Consider the following 17,295-nt stretch of genomic DNA (forward strand, 5'->3'; position numbering starts at 1 on the left):
GGTCCGCTGTTGGCGGACAGGGGTTCCTCCGAGGGACCCGGGAAGGAATACGCTCCTTGAAACCTCCACCGCCCGCATAACGTCCCCCTGCGCATAACCGCTTAACTGCGGCTCCACATAATTGGGTGCAGTTCATTGTCAATGGCCTGTCCTATGTAGTTCTTCAAACTTTTTTAAGTTCTTTCGATTGGACGGGTCTCTTCGGCCTAATAATGTCGTAGGTCCCTGAAATGCTTGGTTTATGGCCGGCATTCGGGGAACACAGCTGATAGGAGCGGGCGCGCCGTCCGGCGGCGCGGTCCCGGATGCTGTCCCCGGTGTCGTTGTCCCGCGCGTTCGGGTGCAGGACCTGATCGATGTCGTGAAGTCGCTTCGCCCGGCCGCTGCCTTTGAACTGGCGGGCGGCACTGAACTGATCAACCAGTTGCGTGCACTGGAGGACCTGAAGTCCGCGGCCGCGGCCGCGGCCGCGCAGGCGAGGATCGCCGTCGCGTTCGATGCCGCCCAGCGCAGCGCCGAGACGGCGGCGGGTGTTCCGGCCGAGGAGCGGGGACGCGGGGTCGCCGCACAGGTGGCCCTGGCCCGGCGGGAATCCCCCGCCCGCGGATCCCGGCTCCACGGACTCGCCAAAGCCCTCGTGAGCGAAATGCCGCACACCCTCGCCGCCCTCGAGTCAGGACACCTCAACGAATGGCGCGCCACCCTGCTCGTGAAGGAAACAGCCTGCCTGGCCGCCGAAGAACGCTGCGCCGTGGACGAGGAACTGGCCGCCGACGCTGGGACGTTCGACGGTATGGGAGACAAGGCCATCATCGCCGCGGCCCGGACCGCGGCCTACCGCCGGGACCCACGCTCGGTCACCCGGCGGGCCAGCCACGCCGCCACGGAACGGCACGTCAGCCTGCGCCCGGCACCGGACACCATGACCTACCTCACCGCCCTGCTCCCCGTCGCCCAGGCGTGGCCGTGCACGCGGCCCTGTCCCGGCACGCCGACACCCTCCGCTCCGCCGGGGAGACCCGGTCCCGGGGCCAGATCATGGCCGACGCCCTCATCGAACGGACCACCGGCACCCCCGCCGGGATCAGCGGGGTGGAGGTGCAGCTCGTCATGACCGACCGGACCCTGTTCCAGGGCGATGCCGAGCCGGCCCGCCTGCCTGGCTACGGGATCGTCCCCGCCGCCTGGGCCAGGACACTCCTCACCGGGAACGAGCACGTCGAACCCGGCCAGCGCGGAGACAAACAGCCTGGCCACGGGCTTCGGCAGGACCAAGCCGGGCAGGATCAGGACCTGAAGGTTTGGCTCCGGCGCCTCTTCACCGCCCCCGGGACCGGGGAGCTTGTCGGCGTCGATTCGCGGGCGCGGCTTTTCCCGGCAGGCTTGCGGCGCTTCATCCAGGCCCGCGACGACTCCTGCCGCCCCCCCTACTGCGACGCACCGATCCGGCACTTCGACCACATCGTCCCGTGGCACAACGGGGGACCCACCAGCCTGGCCAACGGCGCGTGCCTGTTCGAAGCCTGCAACCACACCAAAGAACTCACCGGCTGGATGGCACGAACCCCGACAGCAAAAACCGGCCCCGGGACACGGCACGTCCTCGACATCCGCACCCCCACCGGACACCACTACCGATCAACAGCCCCACCCCTGCCAGGCACCCACGAGCCAGAAGATAAGCCTCCGCGTTCCAGACACCAGCGACGCAAGCTACGACACCACGCCAAGGCGCTGAAATACGCCCGCGTCACCGAATTACACACCGCCGCGTGAGCAGCTCAGTCGAGCACGACGCCGGCTATGGCTTGACCGGGTTGCCCGGGAGGATCTCGGAGGGAACGGGCTGGGGCAACGGGAGCGTGGGCGTTGGGACCGCCGGCGTCGGGATCGTGATAGCTCCGGGGCGGCCCTTGGTGATGTCATGCAATCCATTACGCGGATCCGACTCGGACCCGGGCGCGGTAGCGCTGGGAGTGGCATGCGGCGATGGATGTGTGTTGTTGTTTTGGGCGTCGGGGTTGGAGGACTCCGGCGAAGGCGACGCGGGAATGCTTGTTCCCGTGGTGACCATGGGACCAGGCTCCGGACGTGTCCCTTGTTGCGGAGCTTTGCCGCCCGATCCAGGGCTTAGCTGGGAAACTACCGATCCCACCACGGCGCCCAAGTGTTCAATCGTTCCGGGAATGCCGCCGTCGGACGCGGCCGCAGCGGTAGCTCCGGCGGCAAGGGAAGCCGCAACGGCAACAGCGGCGAAGGTCAAACGGCCCTTTTTACGGCGACGGGCGGCCAGTTCGTCAAGAGGTGCAGCCGCGGCACGGGAAGCCGCCCCAACTGGCGCAACAGTCTCCACGGCGGTAACAGCTTCAACCGGCGCAAGAGCTTCAACCGGCGCGGCCGTGACGCGGGCAGGTGCCATCAAGGCTTGCACTGCCGCCGATGGCTGCGGCCGGCTGCTCGCAAGGTCGCGCAGTTCCAGCAACTCGGTCCGGATCTCGTACGCTTCGTCGAGCCCGGCTTCATCAAGCAGGCGGTCAATGCCTTGCTCGCCGAAAGATGCGGATTTTTCGCTCATGATGTGCCATTCCTTAGTAGTGCACGTTCTCTCAGTGCACTCAATGCCCTGCGCTGCAACTGCTTCACGGCTCCTTGGGACTTGCCCATGATGGCCGCTGTTTCTTCCAACGACAGGTCCGCCACGACCCGTAGGGCCAGGACCTCCCGGTAGTCGGGGTTGAGGTCGGCCAGTAGCTCGGTTACGGCCAGGCCTTCCCCATGCCCGAATGCCTGGTCCTCGGCCGAAGGCGCGCGCCGCGAATCCAGATCGGATTCATAGGGCGCGGAATCAGGGGTGCGTTCCCGCTTGCGATAGTGATCCACCATTCGCGCGTGCGCTATGGAGAAGAGCAGGGTCTTCGCCCCCTGGAGACCTCCTCGGAGGGTATCCAGTTTGGGATAGAGAGCCAGGAACACGTCCTGGGTAACTGCTTCCGGATCGTCTACGCCGCGGGCGCGAAGGTATCCAAACACCGGTCCGGAAAACTCGTTGTAGGCAGCCGTGAAGAGCAGTGCGGGATCTTCCTCGTCCGCCTGCAAATATTCATCAGCCAAAGGGTCCAGCACCCGCGACCCCTCCATCCCACGCAGCGCGGTCATCGTCCCTGGCCTGGGAAATGACCGCTGCTGCAGTCTGTTGCGTCGCGGGGCCCCTTGTCATTTAGCCAAGGAGCCCCGCCGTTCAAGCGTAGCCGCAGTGTTACGGGCTGACGGAATCGGACGGCACGTGCACAGGTGCGGTCGGCACGTGGGACGGCACAGCCGGCACGGCAGGAACAGCAGGGACGGCCGGTGCGGACGGCACTGCGGGAACAGCCGGCACGGCGGCGGTTCCGTCGGCGTCTGCCTTGGCGGAAGCGGATCCGTCAGCGTTCAAGCCGGCAGCCTTGCCTTCGGACACTACAGTTGCGCAGTGTGCGTTGACGTTGGCCTCGCCGCCGGCGGCGACAACCAGTGAGGAGTAGCCGGGCACCTTGGCGTCAGCCTTGAGGCCGCCGTTGAGGAGTGCGGTGCAGAGGCCGAACGCTTCCGGTGAGGTGGCCTTGGCCGATGCGGCTGCTGCGGCGGCCTTGGACTTTGCGTCGTCGACGGCGTCAGTCGCCTTGGACTTTGCGTCGGCAGCGGCGTCAGTGGCCTTGGACGTGGCCATCTGGGACTCCTCAGCCGTCTTGGACTGTGCGGACTCGGCTGCTTTGGAAGCGACCGGAGCCGGGGCTCCGAGCAGCTCGTGGGCGCTCTTCTGCATTTCGTTGGGAAGTGCTCCATTGAAGGCTGCGACGCCGGTTCCGCCAACCGCTACAGCTCCGGCGGCAAGGACGCCGGCGGCGATTTTGCTGGTGGCAAGGACAGTGAACAAGGACATGAAACCCTCCGACAAACGTTTTGGGACTGCTCCAGCAGCGGCTTTGTCGCTACTGGATGATCAGTGCGGACGTTGTCCACACTCCCCTTACATCGCTGGGGGTCCCGGCGAGGTTACGCCCGAGCCAAAAAACTTTCAGGCGAACTGGCAGTAGATGACCTTTCCCAAGCGTTTTGGGGTCATTTGATGCCAGTTCGCGCCGGTCAGGCGAGCGCCCTGGCCTGCTCAATCAGCTTGAGTACCTCGACCGGTCCGGCCGGATCCACGGGGAGCGGCAAGGCGGAGGCGGCACCGCCGTCGGCGATCTTCTCCCCAAGGATCCGGTAGAACTCCTGGTAGGCGCCGCGCTCAGTGGGCACCGGGGTCCGCACGCCATCGATTTCCAGGGTGCCGTAGTACTGCGGATCATCGACGCCGTAGCCGCCATCTGTGGGCAGCCCGCCCGCCAGGATGAAGGGCTCCTGTGGATCGATTCCGAACTTCACGAAGCCGCCCTTGCTGCCCAGGATGCGGAAGCGCGGAGCGTGAAGCTGGCTGTTGACGTTCATGGCGACGTGGCTCGTCACACCGGAAGCGTGCTTCAGGACCAGGAATACGTCGTCATCGGCTTTTTCTTGTGGCCGTCGCGCCAGGATTTCAGCATGGAGGACTTCGGCGGGACCGAACATTTGGATAGCCAGGTCCAGCAGGTGGGTTCCCAGATCGAAGAGCAGCCCACCGCCGTCGTCCGCCGTGGCGCTTGCCTTCCACGCCTTGCTGATTTCGGGCGCCCACCGCTCCATTGACGCTTCGCAACGCATGACATCGCCTAGCGTCCCGGCGTCGAGCAGCTTCTTCACCGTGAGGGCATCGCCGTCCCAGCGGCGGTTCTGGTAGACGGTAAGCACGCGGCCCAACCTCGCGGCCCGCTCGATCAGCTCCTGCCCCTGCGCGCTGCTCACGGCGAAAGGCTTGTCCACGACGACGTCGAGCCCGGCTTCCAGCGCGGCCTTCGCGAGCGGGTGATGGGTTGCGGGCGGCGTGCCGAGCACCACGAGGTCCAGTTCCCCGGCAAGGGCCAAGACGTCTTCCGGGCTGTCCACGATCCTCGTGCCGGGATACCGTTCCTGCGCTTGGGCCTTGCGGCCCGCGTCCGAAGTAGCGATGACGTCGAGGGAATACGCAGGATTGGCTGCGATAAACGGCGCGTGAAAGACGCTGCCGGAAAGGCCATAGCCGACGACGGCGGTGCGGATCGGTGTGTGGGTCATGCCGCTACGCTACCGGGCCAAGGCAGCCCGGCGAAGGTTTTGTCAGCAGTCTTTCAGCAGGCGCGTAACGAGCTCGCGCCACGATGCTGAGAGGCGCTCAGGCGGGACTCCGTGAACGCGAAGGGAATGGAGCATGCGCTCGGGATCCAGGGTGGCGCCGAGGGAAAGAGCCAGGAGCCAAGGATCGCGGTCCAGGCCCGCTTCCCGCAGCAGCATCTCGATGTGCCGGTGCCACAACACGACCGGCGGGGCGTCGTGCCGGTTTTGCGGGGAATGTTCCGCCGCGGCACGGGCCAGCTCGCCGTATTCTTCGACATATTTGATGCGGGCTTCGCCGAACGCAATGAGGCGTTCACGTGGGGGCGCTCCTGGGCCGAGCGGCGGCGGACCGAAGATGAACTCACGCTGGAATTCCGCTTCGGCGTCGCTTAGGAGGGTCATCATAAGTCCTGCCCTGCTGCCGAAACGGCGGAAAACCGTTCCTTTCCCGACGTCGGCCCTGCAGGCGAGCATGTCCATGGTGACGGCGTCGACGCCATGTTCGGCCACGAGATCCCTGGCAGCTTGAAGGAGCCGTTCGCGGTTACGCGCGGCGTCGCTGCGCTCCGGCTGCGCCCCGAAAGGCGATCCGGGCCGGATGGGGATGAGGCTCACAAAAACATTCTAGCCTTGGGAATATTAAGCGGACCGCAGTCCGTTTAGAATCTACGAAGGCAGCAAAAGCCTCCAAAACCGAACGCCTGCGGCACTGTCCGCGGCCAGACCCAAGGAGTTCCCATGTCCAAGAACACCGTTCTCGCCCTTGTTGGCAGCCTCCGCGCCGATTCCCACAACCGCAAGCTCGCCGAAGCCATCCAGCTGAACGCCCCGGAAAACGTCGAAGTACTGATCCACGGCTCCCTCGGCAACATCCCGTTCTACAACGAAGACATCGACGTCGAAGGCCAGGTTCCGGCCGAAGCCGCGGCTTTGCGTGCAGCAGCAGCCGAAGCTGACACCCTCCTGTTTGTCACGCCCGAACACAACGGCACCCTGACCGCTTCCCTCAAGAACGCCATCGACTGGCTGTCCCGCCCCTACGGCGCCGGCGCCCTCGCAGGCAAGCCGACCGCCGTCGTCGGCACCGCTTTCGGCCAGTTCGGTGGCGTCTGGGCGCAGGACGAAGCCCGCAAGGCAGCCGGTATCGCCGGCGCCAAGGTCCTCGACGACGTCAAGCTCGCCGTTCCAGGCTCCATGATCCGCTTCGCCGAACTGCACCCCAAGGACGACGCCGAAGTTGTCGAGCAGATCAAGGGCATCTTTGAGCCCCTGACCGCTGTCCAGGAAGAAGAAGCAGCCGCCTAGTTCCCCGGTTCGCCCCGCGTGCAGCCAAAATGCCCCCGTCCCGCCATTGAGGCGTGGGCGGGGGCATTCTTTGTCGATACGATGGCGGCATGGCCGACTACAACCGCCACCCTGAAGTCGATGCCTACCTCGAGGCCCTCCCGGACTGGCAACGCTCCATCGCCGAGCAACTACGCGACCTCATCCACGAAGCCGAGCCCGAAATCGTCGAAACCATCAAGCGCCGCACACGGCCTTATTTCGTCCTCGACGGCAACGTTTGCGCGCTGCTCGCAGCCAAGGACCACGTCAACCTGTTCCTTTACGACGGCGCAATTGTCCCTGACCCGGACAACATCATCACATCGGGGCACGGCAACAAGACCGCCCGCATGATCACCTTCCACGAGCACGACAAGATTCCGCGTGCACCGCTCACCACCATGTTGCGGCAGATCGCGGCGAACAACCGCGTCGGCGGCTGGCGGAAGATCAAGGGAACGGACTAGCCCCAACGCCCCTTCGGAGCGGAAGCAAGCCGTCACCGCACCGCTACCATTCCGTGACTGAGCTGAGGCCGAACCGTCATGGACGGAGCGGCCCACACCCGTGCGGCCAGCCGTAACGTTGAGATACAGGCACCAAGGGTGATCAGGGCAGGAGCGGGGGCTGTCATGCGGGTCGGACGCGGCATGGAATGCACGACGGCGGCGGTCGCCGCGCTATGTCTATCCCTCGCGCTCTGCGTGGCTGGCTGCGCCTCCCCCGGCGGCGGCGATCCGGGCGGGTCACGCTCCGCGCAACCGACTTCACCTGACTCCGTGCAGGCGACGCAGGAGCCGGTAGCCGGGCCGATTCCCATGCCCCTCCCGGCACCTCCCCCGTATATCAACCCCCCACCCGCGGCATCGCTCCCAACCACGGCGAGCCCGAAAGCGCCCGTAGCCGCGCCGGTTCCCTTGCCCCTCCCAACCGCCGGCGAATCGACTGGAACCACTGTGTATTTCGTGGCAATCGGCGACGGCGGCAGCCGCGGTGTGCGGTTCGGCTGTGACGACAGCCTCGTGGCTGTCCACATCACGGCCCCTCCGGGCAGCGACCCGCTGGCCGTGGCGATAGCGCAGCTGCTGGCGCCCGATGGAACCGCGTCCCGGGAAGGTTTGTACAACGCGCTCTCTGGTTCCGCGCTGCGATACGTTTCGGGCTACCTCGACGGCACCACCGCCGTCGTGAACCTGAGCGGGTCCCTTCGCCCTGGAGGCGTGTGCGACCACCCGCGGATCGAAACTCAGCTGGCGCAGACCGCGGTGGCGGCTACGGGAGCATCCCAGGCCGCGATCTACATCGACGGGAACATCCTGGCGGACGTCTTGAGTTTGCGCTGAGGTGGCCGGCTACTCGAATAGCGCGTCCATATCTGCGTAGCTCCGGGTCCCGGCGAGGCCGGACCAGTTTCCATCGCCGAGAACTTCCATTGCCAGCCTCGAGACCTTCGCGTAGGCGGCCCGGGCCGTGCTGCCGCCAATGCTGATTCGCCGCACGCCGACGTCGTGCAATTCTCCGGGCGACGGCGAACCCAAGCCAGCCAGTGCATTGAGCGGTGCACTGATCCGCCGGGAAAGTTCGTGCAGAATGTGGAGGTCCGTCAACCCCGGCACGAATATTCCGTCAGCCCCGGCCCGCTGATAGGCATCCGCACGGCGCAGCGTTTCCTCGTATGCGCTGTCCGGAAACTTTCCAGACCAATAAGTGTCCGTACGCGCATTGATGAACAGTCCGACTCCCGCGTCCTCGGCCGTCTGTCTGATCAGGGCGATTCGTCGGGACTGTTCGGCGATCTCGCTCAGCGGCTGGTCCGCTGAGTCCTCGATATTGATCCCGACGGCACCCGCGTCCAGCACAGCTCGAACCGTGGCCTGGAGTTCTTCGTCCGTACGCCCGTACCCGGTCTCGATATCCGCAGTCACGGGCAAGCTGGTGGCCTTTGCGATCCGCGACAGTGCTTCCATCGCGAGTTGCCGCGGAAGGTGGTCCCCGTCCCGGTACCCCAGGCTCCAGGAGACTGCCGAGCTGGAGGTCGCCACCGCCGTCGCTCCCGCTTCCTCGACCATCCGCGCAGATGCCGCATCCCACGCATTCACCAGCACCAACGGCGCATGCGGCGCGGCATGGAGCTCGCGGAAACGGAGGGCCTTGGATTCGAGTTCGGGATGCATCGTCATGGCTCTATTCCAGCCCTCCTCCGTCAGTACGTAAAGCGCTTCGCACCGCGAATACCAAAATTAGGATGAAACATCCGTTGCTCAGTTGGCAACTCCGGGGAGTATCCTTTCAATGTGACCCACGAAACATTGGATGCCGGGCCCGAGTTGCCCGCGGAAGCAATCGACGCAATAGAGCGAGCAGCAACTGCCGCCCACCGCCACGAGGAACTTTTCTCGGAGCGCGCCGCCAACATCAAGCAATCCGCCGTGCGTGACGTCTTCGACATTTCAATGCGGCCGGGACTCGTCTCCCTCGCCGGCGGAAATCCTTATCTGCAGTCCCTGCCCCTCGAGAAACTCGGCCAAACCGCGGCTCGGATCATCGCGGAAGAAGGCATGACGGCGCTGCAGTATGGCGGCGGCCAAGGCACCGAGGAACTGCGCACCCAGATTTGCGAGATCATGGCCGCGGAGGGCATCCTGGACGCCCGGCCGGAGAACGTGGTGATCACCGCGGGTTCCCAGTCGGCCCAGGACGTGGCCACGAAGGTCTTCTGCAACCCTGGTGACGTCGTCCTCGTGGAAAACCCCACCTACGTGGGCGCACTGAACACTTTCGAGGCGTACCAGGTCCAGGTCGAGACAGTGGACATGGACGACGACGGCTTGGTCCCGGAGCTCCTCGAAGCCAAGATCGCGGCGCTTCAGGCCGAGGGCAAGACCATCAAGTTCCTCTACACGATCCCCAACTTCAACAACCCCTCCGGCATCACACTCGCTCCGGCGAGGCGTCAGCGAATCGTCGATATATGCCGCAATGCGAATATCCTGGTTCTGGAGGACAACCCCTACGGCCTTTTGCGCTTCGACGGCAACCCGCTGGAACCAATGCGGGCCGCGAACGAGCATGACGTCATCTACATGGGCTCGTTCTCCAAGATCTTTGCCCCTGGACTGCGAATCGGATGGGCACTAGTACCCGAGCACTTGCAGCGGCGCTTCTACCTGGCCTCTGAAGCCGTGACACTGTGCCCTCCCACCCTGAACCAGATGATCATCTCGGCATATCTTCGGGACTACGACTGGCGCGGGCAGATTGACACTTACCGGGCCCTGTACGAGGAACGCTGCAACGCTCTGCTGGTGGCGTTGGAAGAGCACATGCCTTCCGGCCTCAGCTGGACCAGGCCCGAGGGCGGCTTCTTCGTCTGGGTCACCCTGCCCGACGGCGTCGACACCTATCCGCTGCTCAAGAAGGCGATCGAGGCAGGGGTCGTGTTCATCCCCGGCGCGGCGTTCACGCACTCTGACGAACCATCCAACAAACTGAGGTTGGCTTTCAGCGCAGTGCCACCGGAGTCCATCGCCGAAGGCGTCCGCCGATTGGCGCCGGTTTTGCAAGAAGCCATTGAAGTCATCAGCAAAGGAGCAGATATATGAGCGGAATAGTCCTCGTCGGAGTCGACGGCAGCGCAACAGCAAGGCGGGCCGCCGATTCGGCAAAGAATTTGGCGACCGCACTGGGCGCGGAACTGCGCGTCATCACCGCTTTTGAAGGCGCCCACGTGGAGGTCGTCGAAAGCGGAGGCGACAAGTGGATTCTCTCCGACGCCGACGCCGCGGAGAAGGTGGCCAGCAAGGTGGCTGCGGAACTCGCCTCCGATCAGTTGACCACAAGCTATGGAGCTGTCTTCGGCAAAGCCGGAGAGGCCCTCGTCAAGGAAGCCGAACGTGTGGGTGCCCAAGTGATCGTAGTCGGCAACCGCCGCATGCAGGGACTGGCCAGGGTTCTCGGCAGCGTTGCCAACACGGTGGCGCACAATGCGCCGTGCGACGTCTACATCGCCAAGACGGACGAACCTTAAGCGACTCCCCGGCCCCGGGCTTTGACGGGGATCACGCGTTGTGGTGGGCGGTCTCACCCCGATTTTGGCCGTGCGGCTAGGACGCCGCCGGTAAAATTGAAGTGGCCCCCAAGGGCGCGAGCCGCCCATCACAACAACCCGTAGGGGATCCCTTTTGCTTACTCTGCAGCCGCGCCAACGCGTCGGACACGACATCCTGCTTGCCCGCCATGGCAACCACATCAGCTCCATGCGCTTCGACCGGGCAAATGACCGCATCGTGGCACTTCTTGACGACGGCTCGGTAGACAGCGCTCCGAACATGATCTCCCCGCTGCTCCAGATGCCGGAGACGTTCCGCAGCATCCTTCGTTCCGACTGGAAATTGTTGCTCGTGGTTGCTTCGGCGATGCTCGCCGTCGGAGCCCTGGCCATGGTCCTGTCATTTGGCATGATCGGCAGCATGAGCGACCAGCAACTGCGCGACCTTGCGCTCAGCTACACGTCCTACTAGCCCAGCCAACCGCGCAGGACCCACCAAAGTCCCGCGATGACCACCCCGCCGAACAACGAGCCGGCGATGACCTGGCCGCGAGTATGGTCCCGTAGGACGACGCGGGACCAGCCGACGGCCGGAACCAGAAGCAGTAGCGGCAACCACGCCGGCCCGAACATGAGGGCCGCGATGACTGCAGCCGCGGAAATTGCCGAGGCATGACCGCTGATCTTCCACACGAGGCTGACTGCGGCCAACACCGTGATGCCGCCAATCAGGGCAAGGATCATCACTGAAACGCTCGTCGGGGCGTGGATCAGATTGAGAACCACCAGCCCCACGACCACCGACACGAGGGCTAGCATCAGCAAGGGCGCACGCTCCTTGCGATCGCTGACGTGGTGGTCGCTGAGTTTGCCGAGCCTCACCAAGAGCAGGACGTAGGCCAGCGGCAGCACGCACACAAAGAGCGCCCCCAGGACACCGAACCATATTGTCCCCGGGAAACCCGGCTGCACCGCAGGGCTGATGAGCAGCAAGACGGACACGACGGCGGGCGGCTGGAAGACTTCCGTCAGGACCCGGGCAACACGGTGCCGGGCCCCAACGCCGCTCCGCCGTCCCCCAATGCCGCTCTGCCGTCCCCCAATGCCGCTCCGCTCAGTCAAGCAGCAGAGCCGGCTCTTCAAGGATGGACGCCACGTCGGCCATGAAGCGTGCAGAGAGGTCCCCGTCCACCACCCGGTGATCGAACGAACCGCCGAGCGTTGTGATCCAGCGGGGGATGACCTCGCCGTCGAGCACCCAGGGCTTTTGCTTGATGGTGCCGAACGCGACGATCGCCACCTCGCCCGGGTTGATGATGGGCGTTCCGGTGTCGATGCCGAGGGCGCCAACGTTCGTGATGGTCAGTGAGCCGCCCTGCATCTGCGCGGGCTGGGTCTTCCCCGCGCGTGCCGTACTGGCCAGCTCGTTAAGCGCGAGGGCCAGTTCCTTGAGGGAAAGGTCCTGGGCATCCTTGATGTTCGGCACCATGAGCCCGCGCGGGGTTGCTGCGGCAATACCGAGGTTCATGTAGTGCTTGACGTGGATTTCCGCTCCGCCTTTGCCGTCGGCGTTCTCTACCCAGGTCGCATTAACGCTCGGATTGCGGGCGGCCGCCCAAATCACGGCCTTCGAGAGGATCAGCAGCGGCGATACCTTGATGCCCTCAAAGTCCCTGGAGGCCTTGAGCCGCTTGACGAATTCCATCGTGCGGCTGGCGTCGACGTCCACGAAAATACTCACATGCGGGGCCGTGAAGGCGGACTCCACCATCGCCTTGGCGGTGGCCTTGCGGACGCCCTTGACAGGGATCCGTTCCACTCGCTGATCCTGCGGCTTCTTGGACGCACCCCAGAACTTGTCTGCTTGGTCCACCTCGGCATCGCGCTGCGACTGGTAGCTGACCAAGTCCTCCCGGGTCACTTCGCCGCGGGCACCCGTGGGAACGACGTCGGCCAGGTCAATCCCAAGTTCGCGGGCGATCTTGCGCACCGGAGGCTTGGCCAACACGCGGTTGACGAGGCCGCTGACCGTTGCGCCAAGGCCGGTGAGACCCGGCGCCTGGCTTGCAGATCCGGGGTTTGCGGCTCCCTGGCTTGTGGCCGCTGGCTGCTGTTCGGCAACCGGGGGCACGGCCGGAGCAGCAGGCTCGACGACTGGTTCGACGACGGCGGGTGCCGTGCCCGGCGCGGCCACGGTTGCAGCGGCGGCGCCTTCCGGGCGCTTACGCGGGCGGCGCTTGACGGCGTCGGCCTTCGGACCGGAGCCAACCAGCGGACCGCCGGCGGGACCGCCGTCGGACGTTCCGGCGTCGTCGGGCAACTTGCCGTACATCAGGGTCTCGACGAGCTGTTCGGCGGCAGGCTCAGCGGAGGGTGCCGGTACGGCCAAGGGCGAAGCCGGCGCCGGGGCGGGCTCTGGTTCTCCCGGCGCATTGTCGGAAATGCCGATAATCGCGGTTCCGACTTCAACCGTGATGCCTTCGGCGACCAGCAATTCCGCCACGGTGCCGGCATACGGGGACGGCAATTCCACGAGGGACTTCGCGGTCTCGATCTCGCAGATGACGTCGTTGATGGCCACGGTATCGCCGGGCTTGACCTTCCAGGAGACGATTTCCGCCTCGGTCAGGCCTTCGCCGACATCCGGCAGGTTGAATTTCTTAACAGTCACTTAGGTCCTCGATCTCGGCTGGCCCGTCCGCTGGGCGGCGGGTGCAATCAGGGGCGGCTAGTAGGCCAGGGAACGGTCCAGGGCTTCGAGGATCTTGTCGATGTCCGGCAAGTAGTCCTCTTCCACCTTCGCCACGGGATACGGCATGTGGAAGCCGCCCACGCGGATAACCGGAGCCTCAAGGTGCAGGAAGGCACGCTCACTGATCCGCGCAGCAATCTCGCCGCCTATCCCCCCGAATGTCGGGGCCTCGTGCGCGACGATCAAGCGGCCGGTCTTCTTCACAGAAGCCGTGACGGTATCGAAGTCGATGGGGGAAATCGAGCGGAGGTCGATCACTTCGATGCTGCGCCCGTCCTCTTCCGCCGCCGCTGCGGCGGCCAGCGCGACCGGTACCAGCGGCCCGTAGGCCACGATGGTGGCGTCCGAGCCTTCGCGCAGGACGTGCGCCTGGAAGGGGTCCGACGCCGGTCCTGGGTTTTCGGTGTCAACCTCGCCCTTGAGCCAGTAGCGGCGTTTGGGCTCGAAGAAGATGACCGGGTCCGTGCAGTCAACAGCCTGCTGGATCATCCAGTAGGCATCGTGGGCATTGGACGGGGTGATGATCCGCAGGCCGGCCGTGTGGGCGAACAGCGCTTCCGGCGACTCCGAGTGATGTTCGATCGAGCCGATGCCGCCACCATAGGGAATGCGGATGACCACGGGAACCGTCAGCTTGCCGCCGCTGCGCGAGTGCATCTTGGCCAGCTGCGTAGTGATCTGGTTGAAGCCGGGGAACACAAAACCATCGAACTGGATTTCGCAGATGGGACGGTAGCCGCGCAAGGCCAGGCCTATGGCAGTGCCGACGATGCCGGACTCAGCCAACGGGGTATCAACTACCCGGTCTGCACCGAACTCCCTGATGAGTCCATCGGTCACGCGATAGACGCCACCCAGCGGCCCGATGTCTTCTCCCATGAGCAAGGACTTCGGATTATTGGTGAGCGAGGCACGCAGGCCTTCGTTGATGGCCTTGGCAATGGTCATGGTGGTCATCAGTTGCCTGTCCCCTCTTCCTCGTCGCCTTCGAATCCGGCGGAGTATTCCTCGAACCAAGCAAGTTCCTCGGCCACCAGCGGGTGCGGTTCGGCATAGACCCCCGCGAATGACTCGCGGAAGTTCGGGCCCTGCAGACTTTGCGTGGTGCTGCGGACATGGGCAGCGAGTTTGTCGCCGTCAACCCTGACTTGCTCAAAGAAAGCTTCGTCGGCCAGGCCTTCGCTACGAAGGTACTTCTCGAGGCGGTCCAGAGGATCCTTGCCGCGCCATGCGGTTTCTTCGGCGGACTCGCGGTACTTGGTGGGGTCATCCGCCGTGGTGTGGGCACCAACACGATACGTATATGCCTCAATGAGCACCGGACCGCGGCCTTCGCGTGCGTGTTCAAGCGCCCACTCGGTAACCGCATGGACTGCGATGACGTCGTTGCCGTCCACCCGGATGCCCGGGAAGCCGTATCCCTTGGCCCGGTTGAACAGGGGAACCTTGGTTTGGACCTCGGTGGGGACCGAGATGGCCCAGTGGTTGTTCTGGCAGAAGAACACCACGGGAGCGTTGTAGGAGGCCGCGAAGACCATGGATTCGTGGACGTCGCCTTCGGAGCTGGCACCGTCGCCGAAGTAGGCCACAACAGCAGCCTTCGGGTCATTGGAACCGTTGGCTTCCGCGAGCTTCTGGTCCCGTTGGATTCCCATGGCGTAACCCACGGAATGCAGCGTCTGGGCCGCAAGCACGAGGGTATAGAGATGGAAGTTGTTCTCGGTGGGATCCCAGCCACCATTCGAAATTCCGCGGAAGAGCTTCAGGAGTTCCGCCAGATCCACATCACGGGTCAATGCAACGCCGTGTTCCCGGTATGTGGGGAAGATGTAATCCTGCCGTTGAGTGGCGCGTCCGGAACCGATCTGGGCGGCCTCCTGGCCGGTGAGGGGAACCCAAAGAGCCAGCTCGCCTTGGCGCTGAAGGGCCGTGGCCTCTTGATCGAAGCGGCGGACCTTGGCCATGTCGGCGTAAAAGCCCCGGAGCTGCTCAGGATCAAGGCGCTTGGCGTAGTCCGAGAAGACGGGATCTGTCCCTAGCTTGCCGTCCGGCCCCAGCAGCTGGATCATCTCGGCAGCGGGATCGCCTGAAGCGCCTCCCGCCGGAGACTGCTGACCCAGTCCTGTTCCGTTGATCCCGGGGGTGGGCAATTGAGTTGCGCCCATTCCGTCTCCTTGCCTGCCACAGCCCGATGCTGAGCAATATTCGCTGATATATGCCGATTCCGGAATGCATTCCGGAATCGGCATATCTTGGCTTTCGTCCCTTACTTTATCCGCAGTAAGGGACACAGGGGCATTTGTTAACCGCTAGGAAGGCTGCGGCGCTTTTGTATAGGACGCACAGAGTTCCAGGAATCGGGTATTGGCCTCGACTTCTCCGATGCTGACCCGGACGCCTTCATTGCCGAAGGCCCGCACAGACAACGCCCGCTCGCCTGCTAGTCCTGCAAATTCGGCGCTATTCTCCCCAAGATTCAGCCACACGAAGTTGCCTTGAGCCTCGGGCACGAACCATCCCAGCTCCCGGAGCCCTGCGGTAACCCGATCCCGCTCGTCAACAAGGCTTTGTACCCTTTCCACAACTTGGTCGAAATTCTCCAACGAAGTAATGGCGGCGCGTTCGGCAACCTGCGAAACGGCAAACGGCGTGGCAGCGACCCTCAGGTGCTGGGTGAGATCCGGACCGGAAACGCTGTATCCAACGCGCAGCCCCGCAAGGCCGTGAGCCTTGGAAAAGGTGCGGAGGACCACGACATTCGGGTACTTGCGGTACAACTTGATACCGTCAACGGCGTTCTCGTTCCTGACGAACTCCTGGTAGGCCTCATCGATAACAACGACGACGCCCGCCGGCACTGACTGGATGAACCGTTCGGTTTCCTCGGCGGTGAGGATGGGACCCGTGGGGTTGTTTGGCGTGCAAAGCAGAATCACCTTGGTGCGGACGGTCACAGCTGCCGCCATGGCTTCGAGATCGTGTCGGCCGTCGGAAAGCAACGGGATCTGGACGCTGTCAGCACCGGCCAGCCCTACGCTGATCGGGTAGGCCTCGAAGGAGCGCCAGGCATAGATAACCTCATCAGCCTTACCGTCGTGGTTCTGTCCGGCGAAGGTGGCAAGGATCTGGTTCAGGGCCCCGAGGCTTCCGGCTCCGGTGACGACGTCGTCAGCGGGGATTCCCAGGAAGTCAGCGAGCGCCGTGCGCAGCTTGGTGGACAAAGGGTCCGGGTACCGGTTGATGTCCGACTGATCAGCGATTGCCTGGAGCACAGCGGGAATCGGGGGTAGCGGGTTTTCATTGGACGACAGTTTGTAACTGGTCAGGCCCTCTATCGCTGCGGGAGGCTTTCCCGCAGCATATTTGGGGAGCCTGTCCACAACCGGGCGGGGACGCACGCCCTCCGGTGCGTTGTCAGAAGAATTCATGGCACCAGCCTACTTGCAGGGCTTCGGGCCATGCCGGCAAGCCCTCTGGGCAGTGCATGGGAAAACCGGCGCATGTGAAAGCATGGGCGTATGGGTTCATTCATTGTGCGTGTCCTGATCAACGGGCTGGCCCTCTGGGTTGCCAGCTGGATTCTGCCGGGGATGGATATCTCCACTTCAGCAACCACCAACGCAGTGAGCAATGCGGGGGTCACCCAAGGCGGCGACACTTTGGGCGTGGTTCTTGCCTATCTCTTCATAGGGCTCATTTTTGGCATCGTCAATGCCTTTGTGCGGCCTCTGGTCAAGCTGCTCTCCCTTCCGATCACGATCCTTACCCTCGGCCTGTTCACGATTGTCATCAACGCAGCCATGTTGTCCTTGACAGCGTGGCTCAGTAGCTACACGCCGGTACACCTCACCATCGACCGTTTCTTCTGGACCGCTGTTCTCGCGGCGATCATCATCAGCCTGATCTCCATGGTCGCCAGCTGGATTCCGGGCGGTAGGCGGTAAGGAGCCTTAGGCCGGCA

Annotated in this window: 18 protein-coding genes and 1 pseudogene; 8 read left to right on the forward strand and 11 right to left on the reverse strand. The window is 64.2% G+C overall.

Annotated elements, in window-relative coordinates; genetic code table 11:
- Positions 1 to 241 precede the first annotated feature (241 nt).
- Positions 242 to 1,776: pseudogene (locus tag QRN59_RS11070) on the forward strand (HNH endonuclease).
- Between the two features lie 25 nt (positions 1,777 to 1,801).
- Here the strand turns inward: QRN59_RS11070 and QRN59_RS11075 are convergent.
- The 5 genes from QRN59_RS11075 to QRN59_RS11095 form a co-directional block, all read right to left on the reverse strand.
- Positions 1,802 to 2,575 carry a hypothetical protein gene (locus QRN59_RS11075; protein WP_284982578.1) on the reverse strand — a complete coding sequence of 258 codons (774 nt, stop codon included), beginning with the start codon at positions 2,573 to 2,575 and terminating at the stop codon, positions 1,802 to 1,804.
- Positions 2,572 to 3,123 (reverse strand): RNA polymerase sigma factor, encoded by a 552-nt coding sequence (locus QRN59_RS11080; protein ID WP_284982839.1) that lies wholly within the window; start codon positions 3,121 to 3,123, stop codon positions 2,572 to 2,574. Before QRN59_RS11080 ends, QRN59_RS11075 begins: the two co-directional genes overlap by 4 nt.
- A 133-nt stretch (positions 3,124 to 3,256) precedes the next feature.
- Positions 3,257 to 3,919, reverse strand: a complete 663-nt coding sequence (locus QRN59_RS11085) for a hypothetical protein (protein ID WP_284982579.1) — start codon at positions 3,917 to 3,919, stop codon at positions 3,257 to 3,259.
- Positions 3,920 to 4,122: 203 nt separating this feature from the next.
- Entirely contained in the window at positions 4,123 to 5,169 is a 1,047-nt protein-coding gene (locus QRN59_RS11090) for a Gfo/Idh/MocA family protein (protein WP_284982580.1), read from the reverse strand.
- A gap of 42 nt (positions 5,170 to 5,211) precedes the next feature.
- Positions 5,212 to 5,823, reverse strand: coding sequence for a TetR/AcrR family transcriptional regulator (locus tag QRN59_RS11095; RefSeq protein WP_284982581.1), 612 nt, complete (start codon positions 5,821 to 5,823; stop codon positions 5,212 to 5,214).
- Positions 5,824 to 5,946: 123 nt separating this feature from the next.
- Here QRN59_RS11095 and QRN59_RS11100 point away from each other — a divergent pair, with 123 nt between their 5' ends.
- The 3 genes from QRN59_RS11100 (at position 5,947) to QRN59_RS11110 (ending at position 7,877) form a co-directional block, all read left to right on the forward strand.
- Complete coding sequence (locus QRN59_RS11100) at positions 5,947 to 6,513, forward strand: NAD(P)H-dependent oxidoreductase (protein ID WP_284982582.1); 567 nt, start codon at positions 5,947 to 5,949, stop codon at positions 6,511 to 6,513.
- A gap of 89 nt (positions 6,514 to 6,602) precedes the next feature.
- Complete coding sequence (locus tag QRN59_RS11105; protein ID WP_284982583.1) at positions 6,603 to 7,001, forward strand: DUF1801 domain-containing protein; 399 nt, start codon at positions 6,603 to 6,605, stop codon at positions 6,999 to 7,001.
- 165 nt (positions 7,002 to 7,166) lie between these two features.
- Positions 7,167 to 7,877, forward strand: a complete 711-nt coding sequence (locus QRN59_RS11110) for a GerMN domain-containing protein (RefSeq protein WP_284982584.1) — start codon at positions 7,167 to 7,169, stop codon at positions 7,875 to 7,877.
- A 9-nt stretch (positions 7,878 to 7,886) separates the two neighbouring features.
- Here QRN59_RS11110 and QRN59_RS11115 read toward each other — a convergent pair whose 3' ends face one another.
- A complete protein-coding gene (locus QRN59_RS11115; protein ID WP_284982585.1) occupies positions 7,887 to 8,714 on the reverse strand; it encodes an isocitrate lyase/PEP mutase family protein in 828 nt (275 codons plus the stop codon).
- Between the two features lie 114 nt (positions 8,715 to 8,828).
- On the opposite strand from QRN59_RS11115, the gene QRN59_RS11120 reads away from it, so the two are divergent.
- The 3 genes from QRN59_RS11120 (at position 8,829) to QRN59_RS11130 (ending at position 11,054) form a co-directional block, all read left to right on the forward strand.
- The gene (locus QRN59_RS11120) at positions 8,829 to 10,136 is read left to right on the forward strand and encodes an aminotransferase-like domain-containing protein (protein WP_284982586.1); all 1,308 of its coding nucleotides are present in this window, start codon (positions 8,829 to 8,831) and stop codon (positions 10,134 to 10,136) included.
- Positions 10,133 to 10,561, forward strand: a complete 429-nt coding sequence (locus QRN59_RS11125; protein ID WP_284982587.1) for a universal stress protein — start codon at positions 10,133 to 10,135, stop codon at positions 10,559 to 10,561. Before QRN59_RS11120 ends, QRN59_RS11125 begins: the two co-directional genes overlap by 4 nt.
- Before the next feature lie 154 nt (positions 10,562 to 10,715).
- Entirely contained in the window at positions 10,716 to 11,054 is a 339-nt protein-coding gene (locus tag QRN59_RS11130; protein ID WP_113990649.1) for a hypothetical protein, read from the forward strand.
- Here QRN59_RS11130 and QRN59_RS11135 read toward each other — a convergent pair.
- The 5 genes from QRN59_RS11135 to QRN59_RS11155 form a co-directional block, all read right to left on the reverse strand.
- Positions 11,051 to 11,665, reverse strand: coding sequence for a phosphatase PAP2 family protein (locus tag QRN59_RS11135; protein WP_284982840.1), 615 nt, complete (start codon positions 11,663 to 11,665; stop codon positions 11,051 to 11,053). The two genes, QRN59_RS11130 and QRN59_RS11135, sit on opposite strands and share 4 nt — an antisense overlap.
- 31 nt (positions 11,666 to 11,696) lie before the next feature.
- Positions 11,697 to 13,253, reverse strand: a complete 1,557-nt coding sequence (locus tag QRN59_RS11140) for a dihydrolipoamide acetyltransferase family protein (RefSeq protein ID WP_284982588.1) — start codon at positions 13,251 to 13,253, stop codon at positions 11,697 to 11,699.
- 57 nt (positions 13,254 to 13,310) lie between these two features.
- Positions 13,311 to 14,291 carry an alpha-ketoacid dehydrogenase subunit beta gene (locus QRN59_RS11145; RefSeq protein WP_284982589.1) on the reverse strand — a complete coding sequence of 327 codons (981 nt, stop codon included), beginning with the start codon at positions 14,289 to 14,291 and terminating at the stop codon, positions 13,311 to 13,313.
- The gene (gene pdhA, locus QRN59_RS11150; RefSeq protein WP_284982590.1) at positions 14,291 to 15,499 is read right to left on the reverse strand and encodes a pyruvate dehydrogenase (acetyl-transferring) E1 component subunit alpha; all 1,209 of its coding nucleotides are present in this window, start codon (positions 15,497 to 15,499) and stop codon (positions 14,291 to 14,293) included. Before pdhA ends, QRN59_RS11145 begins: the two co-directional genes overlap by 1 nt.
- A 144-nt stretch (positions 15,500 to 15,643) precedes the next feature.
- The gene (locus QRN59_RS11155) at positions 15,644 to 16,762 is read right to left on the reverse strand and encodes a histidinol-phosphate transaminase (RefSeq protein WP_284982591.1); all 1,119 of its coding nucleotides are present in this window, start codon (positions 16,760 to 16,762) and stop codon (positions 15,644 to 15,646) included.
- Between the two features lie 90 nt (positions 16,763 to 16,852).
- On the opposite strand from QRN59_RS11155, the gene QRN59_RS11160 reads away from it, so the two are divergent.
- The gene (locus QRN59_RS11160) at positions 16,853 to 17,278 is read left to right on the forward strand and encodes a phage holin family protein (protein ID WP_059388735.1); all 426 of its coding nucleotides are present in this window, start codon (positions 16,853 to 16,855) and stop codon (positions 17,276 to 17,278) included.
- Positions 17,279 to 17,295 lie beyond the last annotated feature (17 nt).

Source organism: Arthrobacter sp. efr-133-TYG-118, assembly GCF_030209755.1.
Classification (GTDB): Bacteria; Actinomycetota; Actinomycetes; order Actinomycetales; family Micrococcaceae; genus Arthrobacter.